The following is an 18,838-nucleotide window of genomic DNA, read 5'->3' on the forward strand; positions in this document are numbered from 1 at the left end:
CTGGAACCCCACATCGATGCCATGACGATGAACATCCACTTCGGCAAGCATCACACCGCCTACATCGCCAAGCTCACCGACGCTCTCAAAGCCGCCAACATCAGCAAAACCGACACCGTCGAGATCATTTCCGACATCAAATCCCTCCCAGCCGACCAGCAGAGCGCCATCCGCAACAACGGCGGCGGCCACGTCAACCACACCTGGTTCTGGAAATGGATGGCCCCGGCTGGCAAGAAAGGCCCTGAAGGCAAGCTCGCCGACGCTCTCCAGAGCACCTTCACCAGCATCGACGACTTCAAGAAAGTCTTCAGCGAAGCCGGCACCAAGCGCTTCGGCTCCGGCTGGGCCTGGCTCATCGTCACCCAGGATGGCAAACTCAAAGTCACCTCCACACCGAACCAGGACAATCCCCTCATGAAAGGCATCGTCGAAGACGCCGACCTCGGCACGCCGATCCTCGGTCTCGATGTGTGGGAGCACGCCTACTACCTCAAATATCAAAACAAACGCCCCGACTACATCGCCGCCTGGTGGAACGTCGTGAACTGGGACGAGGTGGCGAAGCAGTATGCCGCCGCAGTCAAAGGCTGAGACGCGACCCATGACGAATGAGTAAATCCGGATGACGAAAGAAGCCCGAATGCCAAAATCCGAAACTCTCCGCGTCACATCGCGGGCAGGCGGTCATTGTCATTCGGGCATCGGCCATCATTCGTCATTCGGAAACTCGTCATTCGTCATTTCCTGCCCCGCCTTCGGCCAAGCCTCCCCATCTGCGTCATGACCGGACTCATCGAGGTCAAGCTCACGGAGTTGAGCCAGTTCTTCAACTCCATGGACCCGTCGCCCTTCCACGAGCGCGACCTCGATCACGACGCCGAGCAATTCATCGTCAGCTGGGCCCAGGAGCACTCCAAGCACCACGACTTGAAGCTGGTCGTCCATCTGGCGAAGTGTCCCGCAGACACGCCTGATCCTCAGAAACTCGTCGCCGATTCCGTCGCCCACTACTTCGAGTATCAGGCCAACATGGCCCTCCGTGAAAGGCGGCGGCTCATGCGCGAAGGACGCGGCGCCCTCCTCATGGGCCTCGCCTTTCTGGCCCTCTGCGAATTCGCCGCCACCCTGCTCACACCACCCGAAGGAAACTGGCAGACCGTCGTCCGCGAAGGTCTCACCATCATCGGCTGGGTCGCCATGTGGAAGCCGCTCGACATCTACCTCTATCGCTGGCGGCCCATCGTCGCCCTGCGCAGACTCTACCAGCGGCTCAGTCGCATGTCCGTCGAAGTCCACTGTCCCTCCACGTAATCGTTCATACCTCAAACCCAACCCCCCATGAAAACCCTCCTCACCGCCCTCCTGTTCCTCCTTCCAGCCGCCCTTTTCGCCGCTGACCCCGTCAAGCACGTCAAAGCCGACGACGCAGCCAAAATCATCGCTGAAGGCAACGTCACCATCGTCGATGTCCGCACGCCGGATGAATTCAAAGACGGTCACATCAAAGGCGCGAAAAACATCGACATCATGTCGGACGACTTCCAGGCCCAGCTTGCGAAGCTCGACAAAACCAAGCCCACCCTCGTCCACTGCCAGGCCGGCGGCCGCAGCACCCGTTCCCTGCCCATCTTCCAGAAACTCGGCTTCACCCACCTCATCCACCTCGACGAAGGCTTCGGCGGCTGGGAAGCCGCAGGCAAGCCAGTGGAGAAGTGACGTATGGAAAGGGAGTCCCTGTTTCACGCGCACCTGCCGCTGGCGGAAAAGATCGCCGGTGGCTATGCGAACATTCCCGGCGTGAGCATGGACGATGTGCGGGCGGTGGCACAGGCGGCGCTGCATCGGGCGGCGCAGGCGTTCGATCCGGCACGCGGGGCTTTTGAGCCGTATGCGGCGCAGGCCATTCGGAATGCGCTGAACTCGCTGCATCAAAAAGAGGCCCGTCATGCCCGGCAGATCGGGCCGGAGGCGGATCTCGCCCTCTCCGCCTTCACCACGGCGGGCAGCACCGCGCCCAGCCAGCGGCTGCCGGATGAGTTTCAGGATGTGCTGGCGCAGGTGCGCTCCCAGGAAAGCCGCCGAGTGCTGGAGGCGGTGCTCGCCACGCTGCCCGAGCGCACGCGGCAGATTCTCGGCCTCGTCGCGGCAGGTCGCAGCTACGCGGAGATTGGTGAAAGCCTCGGCATCTCCAAACAAGCCGCCCACAAGGCCGCCACATCCGCGATGACCCAAATTCGCGAGCAATTAGCCGCGCAAGGCTTCGGTGGGCTCGATTCGCAGGGATTTCTACGCACCGCGACACGCCCGCCAGATTGATGAAGCTCATGGCTCCTCATCGGGCTAACGCATGAAATCGAAACGGAATAAAGCATCGCTTGTTTCTCCCTCAGATTCATGGAGGCCAGCAGATTTGCTTCATTCATAATCTGTGGGCTTCTCTGAATCTGCGGGAAATCATCTGTCCGCTGCCTTGAATCCGATCGTGGGTTTTTGGTGCCTAAGCCTGGGGTTCCTCAGCACTCTGGTGGATTTCGTCTGGCATCCAGTACTCTGGAGGGTAGCATCCGCCATGAACCAGCCCCACCCCGACACCGACGATCTCGAATGGCTGCGTGCCATCCGGCGCAGGCTCACCTCCGGGTTCGGTCACGATCAAAAGCAAATCGGCGATGCTCTCCGGGAACGCGAGAAGAACATGGGAGACCGCATCGTGCGTGCTCAGGCGCGTCTTGTTCCGGCCAAGTCATGATCGTCGCCCTCTCCGCCCATGAGACTCACCAAGCCCATCGAAAAAATGACCCCTGAGGAAAAAGCGGCGCTCGTGGCCCGCATGAAGGCCGACGGCACCTATGACGACGATTTCGTGGGCTTTCTCGGCAATGTGAATCATCTGCTGTGGGCCGTGCCTTACCTCGCTCCGCGCCGCCGCAAGCCCGCCGCCCGCAAGCGGGTCAAGGCCACCGCCTGATTGTAGGCTCCGCCGACTCTCCTGAGGCAAAAGCACGGCGCCCGTGCTATCTCGCCGCATGTTCATCGAATGCCTTCAGCGGGAGCTTGCCGTCTGCCACCATGCGGAGATCGGGGCCTTTCTCGCGGCTGATCCGGGGCGCTGGCAGGTCATCAGCATCCGCGAGCCCGATCACCCGGAGGCGGTGCTCACTCATGCGCGGAAAGCGCACGCGGTCGTGATTGAGGATGTGTTCACGCCGGAGGGCACGCAAGGCCACGGGCCAAAGCCCGCGCACTTGCAGGGCATCCTGCGCTTCGTGGCGCAGAGCGGGCGGGAGCCGCTGGTGTTTCAATGCTGGGCCGGCCGCTCCCGCAGCACCGCTGTGGCCCTGGCGGTGATCGTGAAGATGCTTGGGGATCAGGGCATCGACGGCCCGGAACTCGTGCGCCGCGCGGCGGACAGCCTGCTGGCGATCCGCCCCCTCGCCATTCCCAACCGCCTCGTGCTTCGTCTCGGTCTGGAGGAGTTCCTGCCGCATCCCCTCGGCCAGACGCTCAGCAAGGCCTTGGTCGAGGAGGAGAGAATTCGACGGAACTTCGTGGACTGAGGCATCTGGCACCTGCAAGCCGCCACGCTGCCCGCCCGCACCCGCCAGATTCTCGGGCTCGTTGCCGAAGGTCGTAGCTACGCGGAGATCGGTGAAAGCCTGGGGATCTCCAACCAAGCTGCCCACAAGGCCGCCACCTCAGCAATGACCCAGCTTCGTGAACAATTGGCCGCGAAAGGCTTCGGGGGAATCGATTCGCAGGGGCTACTGAGAACACACACAGACTAAGTTCATATATCTGCCGCATGCTCTTTTATCCAATCAAGGACGCTCATGTCATCATCCCAGTCACATTCAGGAGCGTATTCACGCCGCTTCGCATCATGCCAAGACATCCGCCGCTCACACTCTTCAAGAGCGGCTTTTGAATAGGGAGGGCCAGCGCATCCATAAGCAAACTGGTGAGCAATCGCTTTCATGGTCTGTGTGGCCGGAGCCTTGCAGTTGGGCGGTGCTTTAGCTTCGCACGCGTGCCAAAAACATCGATATTCTTCTTCGAAATCGCGAATCGCATGAGCCAACCGGCCTGATGCAATGTATGCTTGGGTCAGGTCAATTGGCACAGCCTTCCCGTCTTTTGTGGCTTGTGTTTGTTCATGGAGGTCAATGATGGCATCCAAGAACTTCTTCCCAAATGAGGCTTCGCCCAACATGACAGCGGCGCTTGCGATAGCCGAGAGCATTTCGGCGGAATCTATGAACTGCTTTTCACTGCATGTCTGAAATGATTTCTCGAGAAATCGCAAGGCCGTTGCCCTTGCTTCGGTCTCCCTGCCAACAGCTTTCAGATTGCCGCATTTAGAAGCAAGTTGGGCAGCCATCATTTTAATCACTGTCGGACGAAACCGTGGATCCTTTAGCGGGTCCTTTTTTGGTTTTAGAAAATCGAAGAAGCTCATAAGACATCAGTTTGATTTGAATAGACGGGAGATAAGCGAACGAGGGCGCTGAAGCTGATTGAGGCGGTCTATAAGCTCAATGTAACCGCTACCCCGTATTTCAGGGTCGGGATCGATCAAGCGTAGGATGATCTCGGCAACCGCCTTCGGAGTTCTTTGCTCATTCAATTGCGTTGCTGCGGCTCTAAAGAAGCGGCCGGAACAAATTTGTTCGACAATGCCTAGTTCTGAAAAGTGGGAGGGTAGGTGTCCGATCAGCATTTCATAAAAAATGAGCCCAACTGCATACAAATCTGAAGCGATGGATGATCTGGTGCCAGAGACAAAGCGTTCAGGTGCCATATAGGCTGCCGTTCCCAAGTTGTTTATGGTCAAAAATTCATCGCTAAACAAGGATGGGATGAGCTTTTCAAGTCTTGCATTTTTGGTCGAAGCCAACCCCCAATCAGAAATCTTCCAGACATGTTGCCTAACTGGATCATCTTTATGTTTCAACATACGTTTAAAGAGATCGTGTTGGTAAAGAACGTTCGCTGGCTTCAAATCAAGATGAAGTAGTCCATATTCTTTGAGGGCGTATTGAAGCCCGGCGACCAAATCTCGGATGATAAATATCGCTTCCTGCGTGCTCAATACACTTCGGTCATCCAGTAAGTTTCTCAATGACCCAACACACCAATCCATAGCTGCAACCCAGCCATCTGAACGAGTGACGAGGATCTCTTTTAGCTGAACAATGTTGGCATGAGACAGTCCTGCCCAGATCGTCATCTCTCTCTGAAAAGCATTGCGAATCGTTTGATTGTCGTCCGCCGGCAGCACGGCCTTGATCGCCACCGTGGGAGCGAGAATGTGATGGGGAGGTTCATTTTGATCGCGCATAAGGAAGATGACCAACCCCATGCCGCCGCGGCTGAACCGTCGCACATGATGAAGCACGTTCCCGATGCGGACTTCATCATTGATTTGAAGTTCGTAGAGAGAATCAACAGAGTAAGACAGCTCGTTCATTTACAATCTAGTGCTTGCTGAAGAGAGGCGCAGAGCGACGCGGCTGATAGATGTCTTCCGGATGGCTTAAGCGATAGAGATCGGTTGATTTCGACACACAATGCCGCTGGAAGCGTCTTGTCCCGCTCCTCAAGCGGGACAACGTCTTCATTCAAGATAACGTCAATCGGATCACGTTTGTCCGTGAATGGATAAGGGAACGCCCCAGTGAACATGAAATAAAAGGTGGCGGCGATGCTCCAGACATCGGAGGCGGGTTTGAGGTGCTTGAAGTTGATGAGCTGCTCGCGCGGCATGAAGAGCGGGGTGCCGGCGTAGTTGCCCGTGATGCTGAGGCCGCTGAAGCCGGCCTGCTGGAAGTTTTTGGCGAGGCCGAAGTCGGAGATGCGGGCCACGCCGCGGTCGAGCAGGATGTTCTGCGGCTTCAGATCGCGATGCACGATGCCCTGCTGATGCGCGTGGGCCAGACCCTCCAGCGCGGCGAGCATGATGGGCCTGGCGGTTTCGAGAGGCACCTTGCCGCCGTGCTTCATGATGAAATCCATCAAGCTGCCGCCGTCGCAATACTCCATGATGAAATACGGGATGCCCTCGCAGTGGCCCTGGTCGTAGAGTTTGACGATGTTTGGATGGCGGAGCTGCGCGGTGATGGTCATCTCCCGCAGGAACTTCTCCATCTCGACCGGCTTCACGGCGACACGCGGCAGGAGCACCTTGATGGCGACGGGCACGCCATCGCTCAAGCGGCGGGCGCGGAAGACGACACCGAAGCCGCCCCGGCCGAGTTCCTTCCCGATTTCATAGCCGGGGATGTCGAGACGCGGTGCCTTGCCTTTCTTCGCCGCTTTGAGCAGCAGGTCGGCGAGCTGCTGGGGATTCAGCTCGTCGAAGCTGGGCACGGGTGGAGCGGCGGGCACGGCAGCGGCAGGTGCGGCCTGCTTCACCGCGACCTCCAAGGCGGTGTCGCCCACCTGGATGCGGTCGCCATGCTTCAAGGTGACCTCGGGATAGGCGCGGCGTGCGCCCTCCTCGGGTGACTCGCCTTCTTTCCGTCCGCCGATCTTGCGGCCGTTGACATAAGTACCGTTGCGGCTGCCGAGATCGCGCACGCAGGCCTGAGGCGGGCAGACTTCCAAAATGAAGTGATGGCGGGAGACGAAGCTGTCATCCGGCAGGTGCACATGGCAGTCGGGATGACGGCCGAGGAGGAAGGTGTCGTGCGCGGCGAAGTCGAAGACCTTGCCCTTGGCGGAGCCTTCGGTGATGCGAAGCTGGATCGAGGCGGACATGAGACAAAATCAGGCGCATTCTCCGCTGGTGCCGGCGTGGGAGGCAAGGGCTTTGCGCCGCCCGGCATCGAGACTGGCGAGCGAGGCATCCCGCACGGCCTGGCACCAGGCCTCGAAGGCGGTGCGCTGCGCGGGCGGGGTGTCACGATGAAGCCGCCAGACCATGTGGCGTGTGTTCAATCTCAGGTAGCGGCGTAATGAGGCGGGCACATGGGTGAAGCTCTCGAAGCTGAGTTCACCTCGCACTTGGGGAAGCCCGGCCAACCCTGAGGGCCAGACCGGGTGCTGCAAAGCGACTGCCTCAGTCTGCGGCAAGCATTCATGCTCCAGGTGATGCCAGAGCGGTGCGAAGTCGAAATCGAGCAGCACATCCGACAAAGGCTTTCCTCCGCAGATGGTAAGGCCGCGCACCATGTAGCGCAGACTGCGCTCAAACTGGCCGCACTGCGCCGCATAGCCTGCGGACGAAAGCCAGAAGTCCTCAAGCCTCGACACCTCGGGGAAATGGAGCCAGTGACGGCAGAACGCGAGGGCCTGAGCCGATCCATGGTGAGCGTTCACAGTGCGGGCTACTTCTCCAAGCAGCTCGATGCTGAAACAGCGCATGCGGCCCAACGCAGCCTGTCCGATCTCCAAAGCCTGCTGCGGGTGGTTCAGGGCAAGCAGGATGGCGACCCGACATGAACTGGCCTGCATGTCGAGATAACCGCCCGTCGGCTTGACCTCGGCATACCAGTCGAGGGCTTTCTGATAGGAGCAGGCTTCCTCAAAGGAGGTGCCGTTTTCAAAGGCGATCTGGTCGTCGTCTTTGACGCGGGAGGTGCGGATGGCGGGGCTGGCAGGCATGGCGGGGAGGTGGTGTTCACAGCCACCTACGGACCGCGTGAAAAATCGTCAACCTACCCGCCTTGGAGCACTTTAGCGTTCTTCAGATGCCACTCTCCGCACCACTTCGGCAGCCAGCATGAAGCCGAACGTGCCGGTGACGAAGGTCGCGGCGCCGAAACCGGCGGCGCAATCGAGGCGCAGGCCGGTTTCCGCGCCAGTTTCGGGTTCAAGCGAGCAGGAGCCGTCAGCCCACGGATAAACCGGGCGTTCCGTCGAGAAAACGCACGGGATGTCCATCGTCACCGGACGGCCTTGCTCGCTCTTCGCGAAGCCATGATCGCGCCGCAGTGCCTGGCGCACGCCTTTGAGCAGCGGATCGGCCCCCGCGTGGCCGAGATCGGCGATTCGGATGACCGTGGGATCACGCCGGCCACCGGCGGAGCCGGAAGTGATCACGCGCAGGCCACGCGCGTGGCATTTGGCGATGATCAAGGCCTTGATCGACGTGCGATCGACCGCATCGACGACGAAATCGAAGTCCGGCGTGAGAAGGCGGTCCACGTTCGACTCCGTCAGGAACTCGATCACGCGATTCACCCGGCAGGCAGGATTGATCTCGGCCACACGCGAGGCCAGCACATCGACCTTCGACACGCCGATGGTGTGCGCCAGCGCCGGGAGCTGGCGGTTGGTGTTCGTGATGCACACGTCGTCCATGTCGATCAACGTCAGCCCGCCAATGCCGCTGCGCGCGAGCGCCTCGACCACCCAGGAACCCACACCGCCCACGCCAACGATGGCGACGTGCGCCTTTTCCAGACGTGGCAGGGCTGCGGCTCCGTAGAGCCGCCCGATGCCGCCGAAACGCTGGAGGTAAGAGTCATCCATGCATTCGTTTAGCGTCTGCGCAGCCGGAGATCAAGGGAGCGAGGTTCGGAGTGCCGACGTCGGCGGGAAAGAGACCACCGAAGCATGCGGGCACGTCAACTCTGCTGGTGGTCATGCCTTGCCGCCTGAAGGCGGAACTCCGAACGCCAGCAAGGCGCGCCTCGCATATTCACGTGGAGCGAGCAAACACTCTGCGGCGGATCGTGGCGGCTGACGTGAGCCTGCCGATGTTTGGAGGAAAACGGACGTTTTCTTCCACGCGGGTTCGTCACAGCTGGGCGGCCGTCGTTGTTGTCTGGGAGCTACGTCGGGTTGTGCCCCCCCGATGGATACGAAGCGCCAACGGCGCGTGACTCCTCAGCCCAGGATGCAATCCTGGGATCGGTGCCCATCCAAGGCCGATGATGAAAGGCAGCCCTGAAAGGGCGGCACTCGACACCCTGTGCCCGCTGTCACCTCACATCCGCGACGATCACCCTGAGTCGAGTCCCGCCCTTTCAGGGCTTTACCCCAGTCGAAGCGCAGTCGTGGGTTGCAAACCCAGGGCTTCGCCCGTGGGCTGAGGAATGCCGCGCCGTTGGCGCTGACTTTCTGTGCCAGGCCGAGTTTCAAACACGGCCTGGCGAACGTTCAGCAACTTGACGGAAGCGGCTGACGTGAGTCTGCCGTCTCCCGGTGAAAATGGACGTTTTCCTCTACGCTGGGTCGCGTCAGCAGTGATGCGCGCCGCGTGTGTTCACGTGGAGCGAGTAGAGGCTCTGGGAGGCGGTGATGAAGAGGCGGTTCCGCTTCTGGCCGCCGAAGCAGACGTTGCTGGCGGTTTCGGGCAGCTTGATGAAGCCGATGAGCTTGCCTTCGGGATTGAAGACATGCACGCCGTCGTAGCCGTCGCCAATCCAGCCGGCGCTGGCCCAGAGATTGCCTTCCACATCGCAGCGGATGCCGTCGGAGTTGCCCTTGGCCTCCGGATCGGAGAGCTGGCCTTTGTTTGTGGCAAACACCTTGCCGTTTTTCACCGTCTTGCCGTCCACGTCATACACGCGGATGTTTTTCGGGCTGCCGGTATCGACGATGTACACCTTCTTGTAGTCGGGGGAGAAGCAGAGTCCGTTCGGCTTCTCCAAATCCTCGGTGATCTTGGTGATCTCGCCGCCGGGGTCGATGCGATAGACGGATTCCTTGAGATGCAGCTCTCCTTTGTTTCCTTCGTAGTCCATCATGCTGCCGTAGCCGGGATCGGTGAACCAGATGGAGCCGTCCGGATGCACGGCACCGTCATTGGGGGCGTTGAGCGGCTTGCCGTCGAACTTGTCGGCCAGGACGGTGACCTTGCCGTCGAGTTCGTAGCGCACGACGCGGCGTGTGGCGTGCTCGAAGCTGATCTGGCGGCCTTGCAGGTCGAAGGTGTTGCCGTTGCTGTTGTTGGCGTTGTTGCGCATGACGCTGACGTGGCCGTCCTCCGGCAGATAGCGCATCTGGGCGTTGTTCGGGATGTCGCTCCACACGAGGTAGTTGCCGGTGCCATTCCACGCCGGGCCTTCCGCCCAGAGCATGCCAGTGTGGAGGCGGCGGATGGGCGCGTTCCCCTGAATGAGTTTTTCAAAGGCCGGATCGAGCACGATGAGGTCCGGGTCGGGATAACGTTCCGGGGTGTTGCCGCTCCAATCGCGGGAGAGGAGCGTCGTGGTGGCGGCGGAAACGGCGAAGCTGGTGAGGAAGGTGCGGCGGTTGGACTTCATGACGCCGTGGTTGTAGCGGGAGGGACGCGGGATTGGCAAGAGCGATTGCCTTGGAAACTCACGATCGTCTCAATCCAGCGCGGCGTCGTCATTCACGGCGGTTTCGACGGCATCGACGTTCATCAGCTGCGAGAGGATGCTGCCGGCCCAGCGATAGACATTGTTCCGGGCGACTTTTTCCCGCATGGACTTCATGCACCGGGCGCGTTCCTCCGCGTCCATGACCAGAGCCTGATGGATGGCGGCCATGGTCTCATGGATGGAGAAAGGATGAATGGCGAGGGCGGCGTCGAGCTCGCGTGAGGCACCGGTGAATTTGCTGAGGATGAGGACGCCGTCGTCATCGGTGCGGCTGGCGACGAACTCCTTCGCGACGAGGTTCATCCCGTCGTGCAGCGAGTTCACGATGAAGAACCGGCACAGGCGGTGCAGGGCCATCATGTCCACCGTGCCATGTTGCTGCTTCAAAAAGAGCACCGGCTGCCAGCCTTCCCGGCCCCAGCGCCAGTTCAGCTGCTCGATGAGGGCTTCGATCTCATCATCGACGGCCTGATACTCCGGGAGATGCGTGCGGCTGGGTGCGGCGATCTGGACAAAGGTGAACTTCCCGTGCCACTCCGGGTGCCTCTCGATGAAGTAATCCAGGGCCCGGAGCCGGTCGGGGATGCCTTTGGTGTAATCCAGCCGCTCGATGCCGACCCCGAGCAGCCGGTCGCCGAGACGGAGGCGTTTGCGCCATTTTCCCATCGCCGCATCGACTTCGGCGCTGCTGGCGAGGGTTTCATTCGCCATGAAGTCGATGCTGATGGGAAACGGACGCACGCTGGTGATGTGGCCGCCACGGCTGACGCGCCAGCCTTCACGATCCACCATGGCCTCGAACGAGCGGTCCACGGTCTCAAAGAAGTTCTGGCAGTGGTTGCGCGTGTGGAAGCCGAGGAGGTCGTTGCCCAGCAGGCCGTCCACAAGCTCCTGCGACCAGGGACAGGTGCGGAAAACCTCATGATTCGGCCAGGGGATGTGCCAGAACTGGGCGACGGTGAGATTCGTGCCCCCCATCTCCTTGATCATGCGTGAGAGCAGGCAGAAATGGTAATCCTGGATGAAAACGACGGCCGGCCCGCTGCCGGCCTCCTCGATGACGGCTTGGGCGAAGATGCGGTTCACTTCCTGATAGGCGTTCCAGTTGGCAATGCGGAACACGGGGCGGCGAAACACGATGTGGCAGAGCGGCCAGAGGCCTTCGTTGGCAAAGCCGTAATAATAGCCTTCTTCCTGATCGGGCGTGAGCCAGACGCGACGCAGGGTGTAGCAGGGATTGGCCGGCGGGACAGCGATGCGGTCGTGCTCGTCCACGGTGTCGCGGTCGGCATTGCCCGCACCATGGGCGATCCACGTGCCCTGACTCGCAGCCAGGATGGGCCGCAGGGCGGTGGCGAGGCCGCCGGTGGTGGAGACGCACTCGAGATCACCGCCTTCGCCATAGCGATGCAGGTGCGGCTCCCGATTCGACACGACGATAAGTTTCGCGCCGCCGAGACGGCGCTCGATCAGCTCGGCGAGCGATTCCTTGGTCCATGTTCGGCTGGTGATCATGGGGACAATGGGGACAGGCCCGGGTGGCGGAAAAATTCTCCAGCAGAGTTACGTCCGCGATGCCGGGGTGAGCCGTTCTCAATGCAGGAAGACCGTGTCGCTGACCCGAAAGCGAGCGGCCACCCAACGCCTCCCCGTGAACATGGACGAACCAGAGTTTCCTTCCACCGGCGAGATCGCCAGGCTCGTCGATCACATCCAGTCGGAATGGCATCGGCTGAGCCGCGGCCTCCGTCAGGTCACCGAGGCGGTGCAGGATGTGAAACTCGGGCAGGAGACGACTTACTCGTGCCCGATTTACATCTCCGCGTCGGAGGATCTGCCGCGCGTGCAGCGGATCTTCGAAAAATCACTGGGGAAGGAGGAGATGAAGGCGCTGCGGGTGAAGGTGCTGCCGCCGGACTACGCACGGATCGAGGAACACGGGCTGCTGTTCCTGCCGGGCCGCTACGTGGTGCCGGGCGGTCGATTCAACGAGATGTATGGCTGGGACAGCTACTTCATCGCACTGGGTCTGCTGCGTCAGGGACGCGTGCCGATGGCGCGTGCGATCGCCGACCAGTGCCTCTACCAGGTGGCGCACTACGGCACCGTGCTCACGGCGAACCGCACGTATTATCTGACGCGGTCGCATCCGCCATTTCTCGGCAGGCTGGTGCTGGCGGTGTATCGCGCCACGGGAGATCTGGCGTGGCTGAAGCACTCGCTGCCGCTGCTGGAGAAGTTTTATTACTACTGGACGGTGCCGCCGCATCTGGTGCCGGGGCTGAACTTGTCACGCTACTATGACTTCGCCCAAGGTCCGGCTCCTGAAGTGGAGCGGGGGGAGGTGGATGAGGACGGCCGGAACCATTATGAGCGTTTGCAGATGAATCTGGCCGCAGGAGGCGAGTACGTGCAGGACGCGTCGGCTTTCCTCGATCCTGAAACGGGTGCCCTGACACGGCACGCCTATCACGCCGACCGCAGCATGCGGGAATCGGGCTTCGATGTGAGCGGGAGGTTCGGTTTCGCCAATCTGGACGTGCTGGACATGCTGCCGATCTGCCTGAACACGCTGCTGTGGCGGCTGGAGGTGGACATTGCGAAGGTGCGGGCGTTTCTGGACGCGACGAACACGATCGAGGTGTGGCAGACGCGTGCGCACGAGCGTGCGGCGGCGCTCAACGAGCATCTGTGGGACGAGCAAGCTGGCATGTACTTCGATTACAACGGCCGGGCGGGCCGCAAGACGTCGTATCCGTTTGCAACGACGTTCTGGCCGATGTGGGCCGGGCTGGCGACGCGGGAACAGGCGGCGCGCATTGTCTCGAACCTGCCGGATTTCGAGGCGCGGGGCGGTTTGCTGGCGAGTTTGCATCTGAGCGGCTGCCAATGGGACCGGCCCTTCGGATGGGCGCCGCTGAACTATCTCGCGGTGATGGGATTGCACCGCTACGGCTACCGGCAGGAGGCGCGGCGGATCGCGCGGCGGTTTGTGACGGTGGTGACGGACGAATTCACCCGCACCGGGCGGCTGTTTGAGAAGTACGACGTGGAAAACATGACGAGTGACGTGCGCGGGAAGATCCAGTTCGGCTACTGCACGAATGAGCCGGGCTTTGGCTGGACGAATGCCTGCACGATGGAGCTGCTGGATTACCTGGGCTGTCTCGGAGACCTCGATGTGGAGCAGACCTTCACCGCACGGATCCAACTGCCGCAACGCACCCTGAGCAAGGTTTGAGCCGAAGCCAGGAAAGAGCCAAATCGCGGCTTCGGATTTGAGTTCATACCAGGCAGCCGGGTTGCGCCTTGCGGGGACCTGAACGCTGCCGCCCTCAAAGAAAAAGCCCCGGCCGCATGACTGCGGCCGGGGCGGATGAGCTTGGGACGTCTGTGATCAGACGACGGGAGCGCCGGGGATGTCCTTGCCCGGGATGGCGATGGGATACCAGCCTTCAGCGTCGGGTTTGACGGGCGGCTCGGATTCCGGCGTGATGATGGCGGGCATGTGCTGCACTTTGGAGTTCAGCACCTCGTCCCACTTGAGTTCCTTGCCGGAGTAGGTGGCCATGCGGCCCATGATGGCGGTCATGGTGCTCTCAGCGCCGTAGTAGGCGTTGTTGAGCGGCTTGTTCTCACGAATGGCGGCCTGCAGCGTGTCGTGCTCGGTCTGATACGGATCGGGATCGAGACGCTTGGCGGCCTTGCCCTTGGCTTCGCCGATGTCCTTGCCACCGGGGCGGTACTTCCAGATGGTGTTGCCCTTGTGGTCGTTGGCGTAGCAGCGGCCGCTGTTGTCGAGGTAGAGCTTGCCCTTGGTGCCGGTGAATTCCTCACGCACGGCGTTGCTGACGCCGGACTGATGGCGGCACTGGCTGTTGACGCGGACGCCGTTCTCATAGGTGAACTCGACGTAGTGGTGGTCGTAGATCTGGCCGAACTTCTTCTCCACACGCTGCATGCGGCCGCCCATGCCCTGGGCGCTGACCGGATGGCCGCCGATGAACCAGTTGGCGACGTCGATGTTGTGGATGTGCTGCTCGTTGATGTGATCGCCGCAAAGCCAGGTGAAGAAGTACCAGTTGTTGATCTGGTACATGAGCTCGGACTGGTCGGGGCGCTTGTCACGGAACCAGATGCCGCCGCCGTTCCAGTAAACCTGGCCGGAGACGATGTCGCCGATGACGCCCTGTTCCTTGACCTGGGTGAGGGCTTCCTTGTAGCAGTTCTGATACCGGCGCTGAAGACCGACGACGACCTTGAGGTTCTTTTCGTCGGCGACTTTGGCCATTTCGAGGACCTTGCGCACGCCGGGGCTGTCCACGGCGACGGGTTTTTCCATGAAGATGTTTTTCCCGGCCTGGACGGCGGCTTCGAAGTGATACGGACGGAAGCCTGGAGGCGTGGTGAGGATGACGAGATCGCAGCACTCGATGACCTTCTTGTAGGCGTCGGGGCCGGCGAAGATGCGGGAGTCATCGACCTTCACCTTCTCGGGAGCCTTGTTGCGGAGGTTGCTCAGGGCACCGTCGGCCTTTTCTTTGAAGGCGTCAGCCACGGCATGCAGGGTGACGCCCTGCTGGCTGGTGCTGAGGGCCTGGCTGGCGGCACCAGTGCCGCGGCCACCGCAGCCGATGAGGCCGACTTTGATTTCATCACTGCCTGCGGCCCAGGCGGATTGTGCGACGGTGAGGGCGCTGGCAGCGGCAGTGGTGCCGATAAACTGGCGGCGTGTGGACGCGGCCTGTGGGGTGGTCGGTGTGTTCATGGGATGAATGGGTTCGGTTTGGGGCTGGAATCAGGCGAGAGCGTTTTTGATGAGGGCGAAGCCTTCGGTATAAACTTGCTCGGTGCTCGGGAAGAAGTCGCGCCAGACGCGTGTGGCAGCGGCGAGGTCTGGAAGGGCGCTGCCGAAGGCCTCGATGGTCATCCAGCCGTCGTAGCCGATCTTTTTGAGGTGCTGGATCTGCTCGACGATGTTGATGTGACCACGACCGGGGGTGCCGCGATCATTTTCAGAAATGTGCACGTGGTTCAGCTTGCCGGAGGCGAAAACGGTGTCGATGGCGGCCATCGGGTTCTTTTCCTCGATGTTCGCGTGGAAGGTGTCGTACATGGTGCCGAAGTTCGGATGATCGACACGCTTCACGTAAGCGGCCGCCTGTTCCATCGTGTTCAGCAGGTGGGACTCGAAGCGGTTCAGGGCTTCGATCGCGCACTTCACGCCCGCGTCCTGCGCCACGGGAGCGATGGCACGATGAACTTCAGCGGCGTTGCTGAGCTCGGTTTCCGTCGGGAAGGCACCGGTGAACTGGCCGAGAACCTGGTAGTAAGGGCCGCACAGCGTCTGCACGCCGGCATTGTGGGCGCATTCGAGGACGCGCTTGAGGTGATCGATGGCCCCCTGGCGGTTCGCGGCGACCGGACTGATGGCATTGTGAGCCTCGTCAGGAAGGACCGTGACTGCGGTGCATTGCAGGCCGTTGTCTTTCAGCACCTGGCCGATGCCTTTGAAGTGCGCTGGATTGCTGACATCAAAAATCGGCAGCTCGACACCGTCGTATCCGGTCTGCTTGAGCTTTTCGATGACAGGATAGTTCGCCTCGGTGACGTGGCCGGTGTAAAGCAGGAGATTGAAGCCGATTTTCATGTGTGGGGCACGAAGCTAGGGAATGGCGGACGAATTGGCAAGGTCTGTGTCGCAAGATTTGCCGGGCGGGCAGAACGACCGCAGGCGGCCGTGTGTTTCAATGCCGGGGTCATTCGCAAACGGGGCATGGACATGGCAAAATTGGCATTGAAAAGAGGACGCGGGATTTCATTAGTGCGGCGGTCTCTTTCCATGCTGGTTCGCAGGCCGGAACACCCTCAGCAACATGACCGCCCACCGCTTCATTGCACTGCCCGCCCTCTGTCTTTTTCTGGCCGCCTGCGAGAACATGAAAAGTTCCGGCGGTGGGAACGCCTACGCGTCGAACTACGGCAATGACGGGCACTACAACCCGTATCCCGGCCAGACTGGCTACGCGTCGTCATCCACGCCGTCCTACCAGAAGCCGCCGATGCCGGCCGAACCCGAGCCGCCTGCGGACCCGTATGCCTTCAGCGCTCCGAAGAAGACCACCCCCAGCAGCACGACCTCAAGCACGCCAAAGAAGACGACGGCCTCGTCCAGTTCCGCAAAGAAAAAGTCGAGTTCCTCGAAATCCACCGCCAAGAAGTCGTCCGGCTCCCGCTACACCGTGGGCAAAGGGGACACCCTTTATGGCATCGCGCGGAAGAAGGGCACCACCGTGGCGAAACTCAAAGCTGCCAACGGTTTGAGCGGCGATCTGATCCGCCCGGGACAGTCTTTGAAAGTCCCCTGATCAGCCGCCTCGAACTTTTCCGGGTCAAAGCTGGTCCCGGATCGAATTTTTGCCCGCCGGGTCCGTCAATCTTCCGCCCTTCACATCCATGCCTGCCTCAGCCGCGACTGACCCTGGCGAAGTCTCTGACATCGACTTGGTCAAACGCAGCCAAGCTGGCGACACGCGGGCCTTCGACACGCTGGTGACGAAGTATCGCGGGAGGATTTACGCCATGACCTACCATTTGATCCAGAACGAGACGGAAGCCTGGGACCTCGCGCAGGAGGCCTTCATCAAGGCCTGGCGGGCGCTGCCCAACTTCAAGCTGGACGCGGCTTTCTACACCTGGCTCTATCGCATCGCCCACAACGTGACCTACGACTGGCTGCGGAAGAAGAAGATCCAGGGCGATGGCGAGTTTGATGATGAGCGGACGGAGCACCGTGCCGCCGTCGGGGCGGAAACAGCGCCCCGAGGGGACGCCGCCCCGGACACGGCCCTGCGAAACGCCGAGGTCGGCCAGCGCATCCAGGCGGCCATCGCCCGCCTCTCTCCAGAACACCGGCAGGTGATCGTGCTCAGGGAGGTGGAAGGGCTGGCCTATGAGGAAATCGCCGCGATGGTACCGTGTTCGCTGGGCACGGTGATGTCACGCCTGTTTTACGCACGCAAAAAACTTCAAGAACTGCTCAAGGACGTTTATGAAACCACCCTCTGAAAACCACGAACTGATCCGCTGGCTTGATGGCGAGATGAACGCCGCCGAACGGGCCGCGTTTGAGGCGCAACTCGCCCAGGACCCGGCGCTGAACCGGGAAGCGCTCGAAATGCAGGCCCTGAGCGAGGGCATCCGCGCTCATCTGCCCAAGGAAATGGTTGTTCCATACGGCGACTTCTTCAATTCACAGATCCAGGTGCGCCTCGCCCAAATGGAGGTCGAAGAGGGCGCGCGTTCATCGCGGTTCTCAGCGAGCACGGTCTGGCAGTGGCTCCGCCAGCCTTGGTTTGCCGTCGCAGGAGCGGCAGCGATCGCTGTGATCAGCTTTTTGACCCTGGCACGTGATGGCCACCAGGCCGACAGCCAGATTCTGAGCTCTTACACCCCCAGTGCCCAGGTGCAGGCCCGGACTTTTCATGACAGCGACGCCCAGGCGACGGTTCTGATGCTTGATGGCCTCGATGCGGTCCCGGCTGATCGCAAGGTGTCGGGTCTGAATGTGCACCACAGCCAGACCGAGACAGAAATCGCCGCCACATCCCTGTATGATGCGTCCGGTTCCCGGTTGCTGACCATTTCCCGGGACAGCGGCGGAAATCCCTTCTTCTGGCAAACCTCTCCACGCGGATGAAGTGGCCTCATCCAGTCCTTTTCTCGCTGGTGATTTGCCCCTGGGTGATCGCGCAGGATGCCGCGCCCTCTGGTGCCGGGACGCTGCCCGTGGCGAAGCCTGCCACCGAAGGAAAGGTGTGGGGGGCGCTCATCTTTGCCACCGATGACGCAGCCCAACTGACCGGTTCACAGGAAAAGCCTCCCGCGAGCCTGCCCAAGCTCAACGAGCGGCTGTCCAAGGTGTTCTCGTTCAAACACTTTGAAATCCTTGGGCAGCACCAGCAGGACATTTTCCGCGAGTATGAGTCCTGGGTCGTCCCGTCTCGGGATCTCTTTTTGAAGATCGACTCGAAAGGCCCGGCTGACCAGGGAGGGGTGAACCTGCACCTCCAGGTCTGGCGCGAACAGCAGGTGCTGGTGAAAAGTGAGGCGGTGCTGCGTCCAGGCAGCCCGCTGTTTATCGGCGGCCCGAAGTGGAAAAATGGCCGCCTGATTTTTGTGCTGTCGCTGGAGCAAAAATAACAGTCGCTGGCTCGTGGGAGCAGGCGTGTCTCACATGACCGTCTTGCGACCGTTCATTCGTCCACACCAGCGGCGTCCAGGGTGCGCATCATGGCGTCCATGAACTCCTGGGCGGCGTCGATCGGGAGAATGATCGTGTCGCGTCGGCCTCGCACGTCCTCGGTGATCTTGATGAACTTGCCACGGTCGTTCTCCTTGAGATCAAGGAAGAAGATCTTCCGCTCGGTGACGATCTTTTCGGAATGCAGCGGCGGATTGGGCGGGCGCCGTTCACCACCATCATCAAATTCTGTGTTCCTCATTGCCGGTAACCTCCACTGCCTGACGAGTCGCTGTGCTGT

At 61.0% G+C, this 18,838-nt stretch carries 23 protein-coding genes; 13 read left to right on the forward strand and 10 right to left on the reverse strand.

The window, feature by feature from the left end:
• The 8 genes from IAE77_RS02915 to IAE77_RS30890 all read left to right on the forward strand — a co-directional run.
• The coding region (locus tag IAE77_RS02915) for a superoxide dismutase (protein ID WP_294221543.1) at positions 1 to 594 on the forward strand (594 nt) is incomplete at its 5' end.
• A gap of 189 nt (positions 595 to 783) precedes the next feature.
• Positions 784 to 1,314: a hypothetical protein gene (locus tag IAE77_RS02920; RefSeq protein WP_294221547.1), complete on the forward strand. Its 531-nt coding sequence runs from the start codon at positions 784 to 786 to the stop codon at positions 1,312 to 1,314.
• Positions 1,315 to 1,341: 27 nt separating this feature from the next.
• Positions 1,342 to 1,719: a rhodanese-like domain-containing protein gene (locus tag IAE77_RS02925; protein WP_294221549.1), complete on the forward strand. Its 378-nt coding sequence runs from the start codon at positions 1,342 to 1,344 to the stop codon at positions 1,717 to 1,719.
• A 3-nt stretch (positions 1,720 to 1,722) separates the two neighbouring features.
• Positions 1,723 to 2,319 (forward strand): sigma-70 family RNA polymerase sigma factor, encoded by a 597-nt coding sequence (locus tag IAE77_RS02930; protein WP_294221552.1) that lies wholly within the window; start codon positions 1,723 to 1,725, stop codon positions 2,317 to 2,319.
• Positions 2,320 to 2,572: 253 nt separating this feature from the next.
• Positions 2,573 to 2,752, forward strand: coding sequence for a hypothetical protein (locus tag IAE77_RS02935; protein ID WP_294221555.1), 180 nt, complete (start codon positions 2,573 to 2,575; stop codon positions 2,750 to 2,752).
• Between the two features lie 18 nt (positions 2,753 to 2,770).
• Positions 2,771 to 2,971: a hypothetical protein gene (locus IAE77_RS02940; protein ID WP_294221558.1), complete on the forward strand. Its 201-nt coding sequence runs from the start codon at positions 2,771 to 2,773 to the stop codon at positions 2,969 to 2,971.
• A 58-nt stretch (positions 2,972 to 3,029) separates the two neighbouring features.
• The gene (locus tag IAE77_RS02945) at positions 3,030 to 3,560 is read left to right on the forward strand and encodes a hypothetical protein (protein ID WP_294221559.1); all 531 of its coding nucleotides are present in this window, start codon (positions 3,030 to 3,032) and stop codon (positions 3,558 to 3,560) included.
• A 27-nt stretch (positions 3,561 to 3,587) separates the two neighbouring features.
• Entirely contained in the window at positions 3,588 to 3,788 is a 201-nt protein-coding gene (locus IAE77_RS30890; protein ID WP_345780957.1) for a sigma factor-like helix-turn-helix DNA-binding protein, read from the forward strand.
• 2 nt (positions 3,789 to 3,790) lie between these two features.
• Here IAE77_RS30890 and IAE77_RS02950 read toward each other — a convergent pair whose 3' ends face one another.
• The 7 genes from IAE77_RS02950 to IAE77_RS02980 all read right to left on the reverse strand — a co-directional run bounded on the left by IAE77_RS02950 (position 3,791) and on the right by IAE77_RS02980 (position 11,810).
• Positions 3,791 to 4,459 (reverse strand): hypothetical protein, encoded by a 669-nt coding sequence (locus IAE77_RS02950; protein ID WP_294221562.1) that lies wholly within the window; start codon positions 4,457 to 4,459, stop codon positions 3,791 to 3,793.
• Between the two features lie 6 nt (positions 4,460 to 4,465).
• Entirely contained in the window at positions 4,466 to 5,470 is a 1,005-nt protein-coding gene (locus tag IAE77_RS02955; protein ID WP_294221564.1) for a serine/threonine-protein kinase, read from the reverse strand.
• A complete protein-coding gene (locus IAE77_RS02960; RefSeq protein WP_294221567.1) occupies positions 5,467 to 6,759 on the reverse strand; it encodes an FHA domain-containing serine/threonine-protein kinase in 1,293 nt (430 codons plus the stop codon). Before IAE77_RS02960 ends, IAE77_RS02955 begins: the two co-directional genes overlap by 4 nt.
• Before the next feature lie 9 nt (positions 6,760 to 6,768).
• On the reverse strand, positions 6,769 to 7,605 hold the full coding sequence (locus tag IAE77_RS02965) for a hypothetical protein (protein WP_294221570.1): 837 nt from the start codon (positions 7,603 to 7,605) through the stop codon (positions 6,769 to 6,771).
• 72 nt (positions 7,606 to 7,677) lie between these two features.
• Complete coding sequence (locus IAE77_RS02970) at positions 7,678 to 8,475, reverse strand: tRNA threonylcarbamoyladenosine dehydratase (protein WP_294221573.1); 798 nt, start codon at positions 8,473 to 8,475, stop codon at positions 7,678 to 7,680.
• 710 nt (positions 8,476 to 9,185) lie between these two features.
• Complete coding sequence (locus tag IAE77_RS02975) at positions 9,186 to 10,214, reverse strand: SMP-30/gluconolactonase/LRE family protein (RefSeq protein WP_294221577.1); 1,029 nt, start codon at positions 10,212 to 10,214, stop codon at positions 9,186 to 9,188.
• Between the two features lie 69 nt (positions 10,215 to 10,283).
• Positions 10,284 to 11,810, reverse strand: coding sequence for a trehalose-6-phosphate synthase (locus IAE77_RS02980; RefSeq protein ID WP_294221580.1), 1,527 nt, complete (start codon positions 11,808 to 11,810; stop codon positions 10,284 to 10,286).
• Positions 11,811 to 11,952: 142 nt separating this feature from the next.
• Here IAE77_RS02980 and IAE77_RS02985 point away from each other — a divergent pair, with 142 nt between their 5' ends.
• Positions 11,953 to 13,536: a trehalase family glycosidase gene (locus tag IAE77_RS02985; protein ID WP_294221660.1), complete on the forward strand. Its 1,584-nt coding sequence runs from the start codon at positions 11,953 to 11,955 to the stop codon at positions 13,534 to 13,536.
• Positions 13,537 to 13,692: 156 nt separating this feature from the next.
• Here the strand turns inward: IAE77_RS02985 and IAE77_RS02990 are convergent, their stop codons facing one another.
• Complete coding sequence (locus IAE77_RS02990) at positions 13,693 to 15,063, reverse strand: Gfo/Idh/MocA family oxidoreductase (RefSeq protein WP_294221583.1); 1,371 nt, start codon at positions 15,061 to 15,063, stop codon at positions 13,693 to 13,695.
• 30 nt (positions 15,064 to 15,093) lie between these two features.
• Positions 15,094 to 15,945 carry a sugar phosphate isomerase/epimerase family protein gene (locus tag IAE77_RS02995; RefSeq protein ID WP_294221586.1) on the reverse strand — a complete coding sequence of 284 codons (852 nt, stop codon included), beginning with the start codon at positions 15,943 to 15,945 and terminating at the stop codon, positions 15,094 to 15,096.
• A gap of 226 nt (positions 15,946 to 16,171) precedes the next feature.
• Between IAE77_RS02995 and IAE77_RS03000 the strand changes: the two genes are divergently transcribed.
• From IAE77_RS03000 to IAE77_RS03015, 4 genes are all read left to right on the forward strand, one after another.
• Positions 16,172 to 16,663 carry a LysM peptidoglycan-binding domain-containing protein gene (locus IAE77_RS03000; RefSeq protein ID WP_294221589.1) on the forward strand — a complete coding sequence of 164 codons (492 nt, stop codon included), beginning with the start codon at positions 16,172 to 16,174 and terminating at the stop codon, positions 16,661 to 16,663.
• A gap of 88 nt (positions 16,664 to 16,751) precedes the next feature.
• Entirely contained in the window at positions 16,752 to 17,363 is a 612-nt protein-coding gene (locus IAE77_RS03005) for a sigma-70 family RNA polymerase sigma factor (RefSeq protein WP_294221592.1), read from the forward strand.
• A gap of 34 nt (positions 17,364 to 17,397) precedes the next feature.
• Complete coding sequence (locus tag IAE77_RS03010) at positions 17,398 to 17,994, forward strand: hypothetical protein (protein ID WP_294221599.1); 597 nt, start codon at positions 17,398 to 17,400, stop codon at positions 17,992 to 17,994.
• On the forward strand, positions 17,991 to 18,497 hold the full coding sequence (locus IAE77_RS03015; protein WP_294221602.1) for a hypothetical protein: 507 nt from the start codon (positions 17,991 to 17,993) through the stop codon (positions 18,495 to 18,497). Before IAE77_RS03010 ends, IAE77_RS03015 begins: the two co-directional genes overlap by 4 nt.
• 53 nt (positions 18,498 to 18,550) lie before the next feature.
• Here IAE77_RS03015 and IAE77_RS03020 read toward each other — a convergent pair whose 3' ends face one another.
• The gene (locus IAE77_RS03020) at positions 18,551 to 18,799 is read right to left on the reverse strand and encodes a DNA-binding protein (RefSeq protein WP_294221605.1); all 249 of its coding nucleotides are present in this window, start codon (positions 18,797 to 18,799) and stop codon (positions 18,551 to 18,553) included.
• Between the last annotated feature and the right edge of the window lie 39 nt (positions 18,800 to 18,838).

The organism is Prosthecobacter sp. (assembly GCF_014879935.1).
Lineage (GTDB): Bacteria > Verrucomicrobiota > Verrucomicrobiia > Verrucomicrobiales > Verrucomicrobiaceae > Prosthecobacter.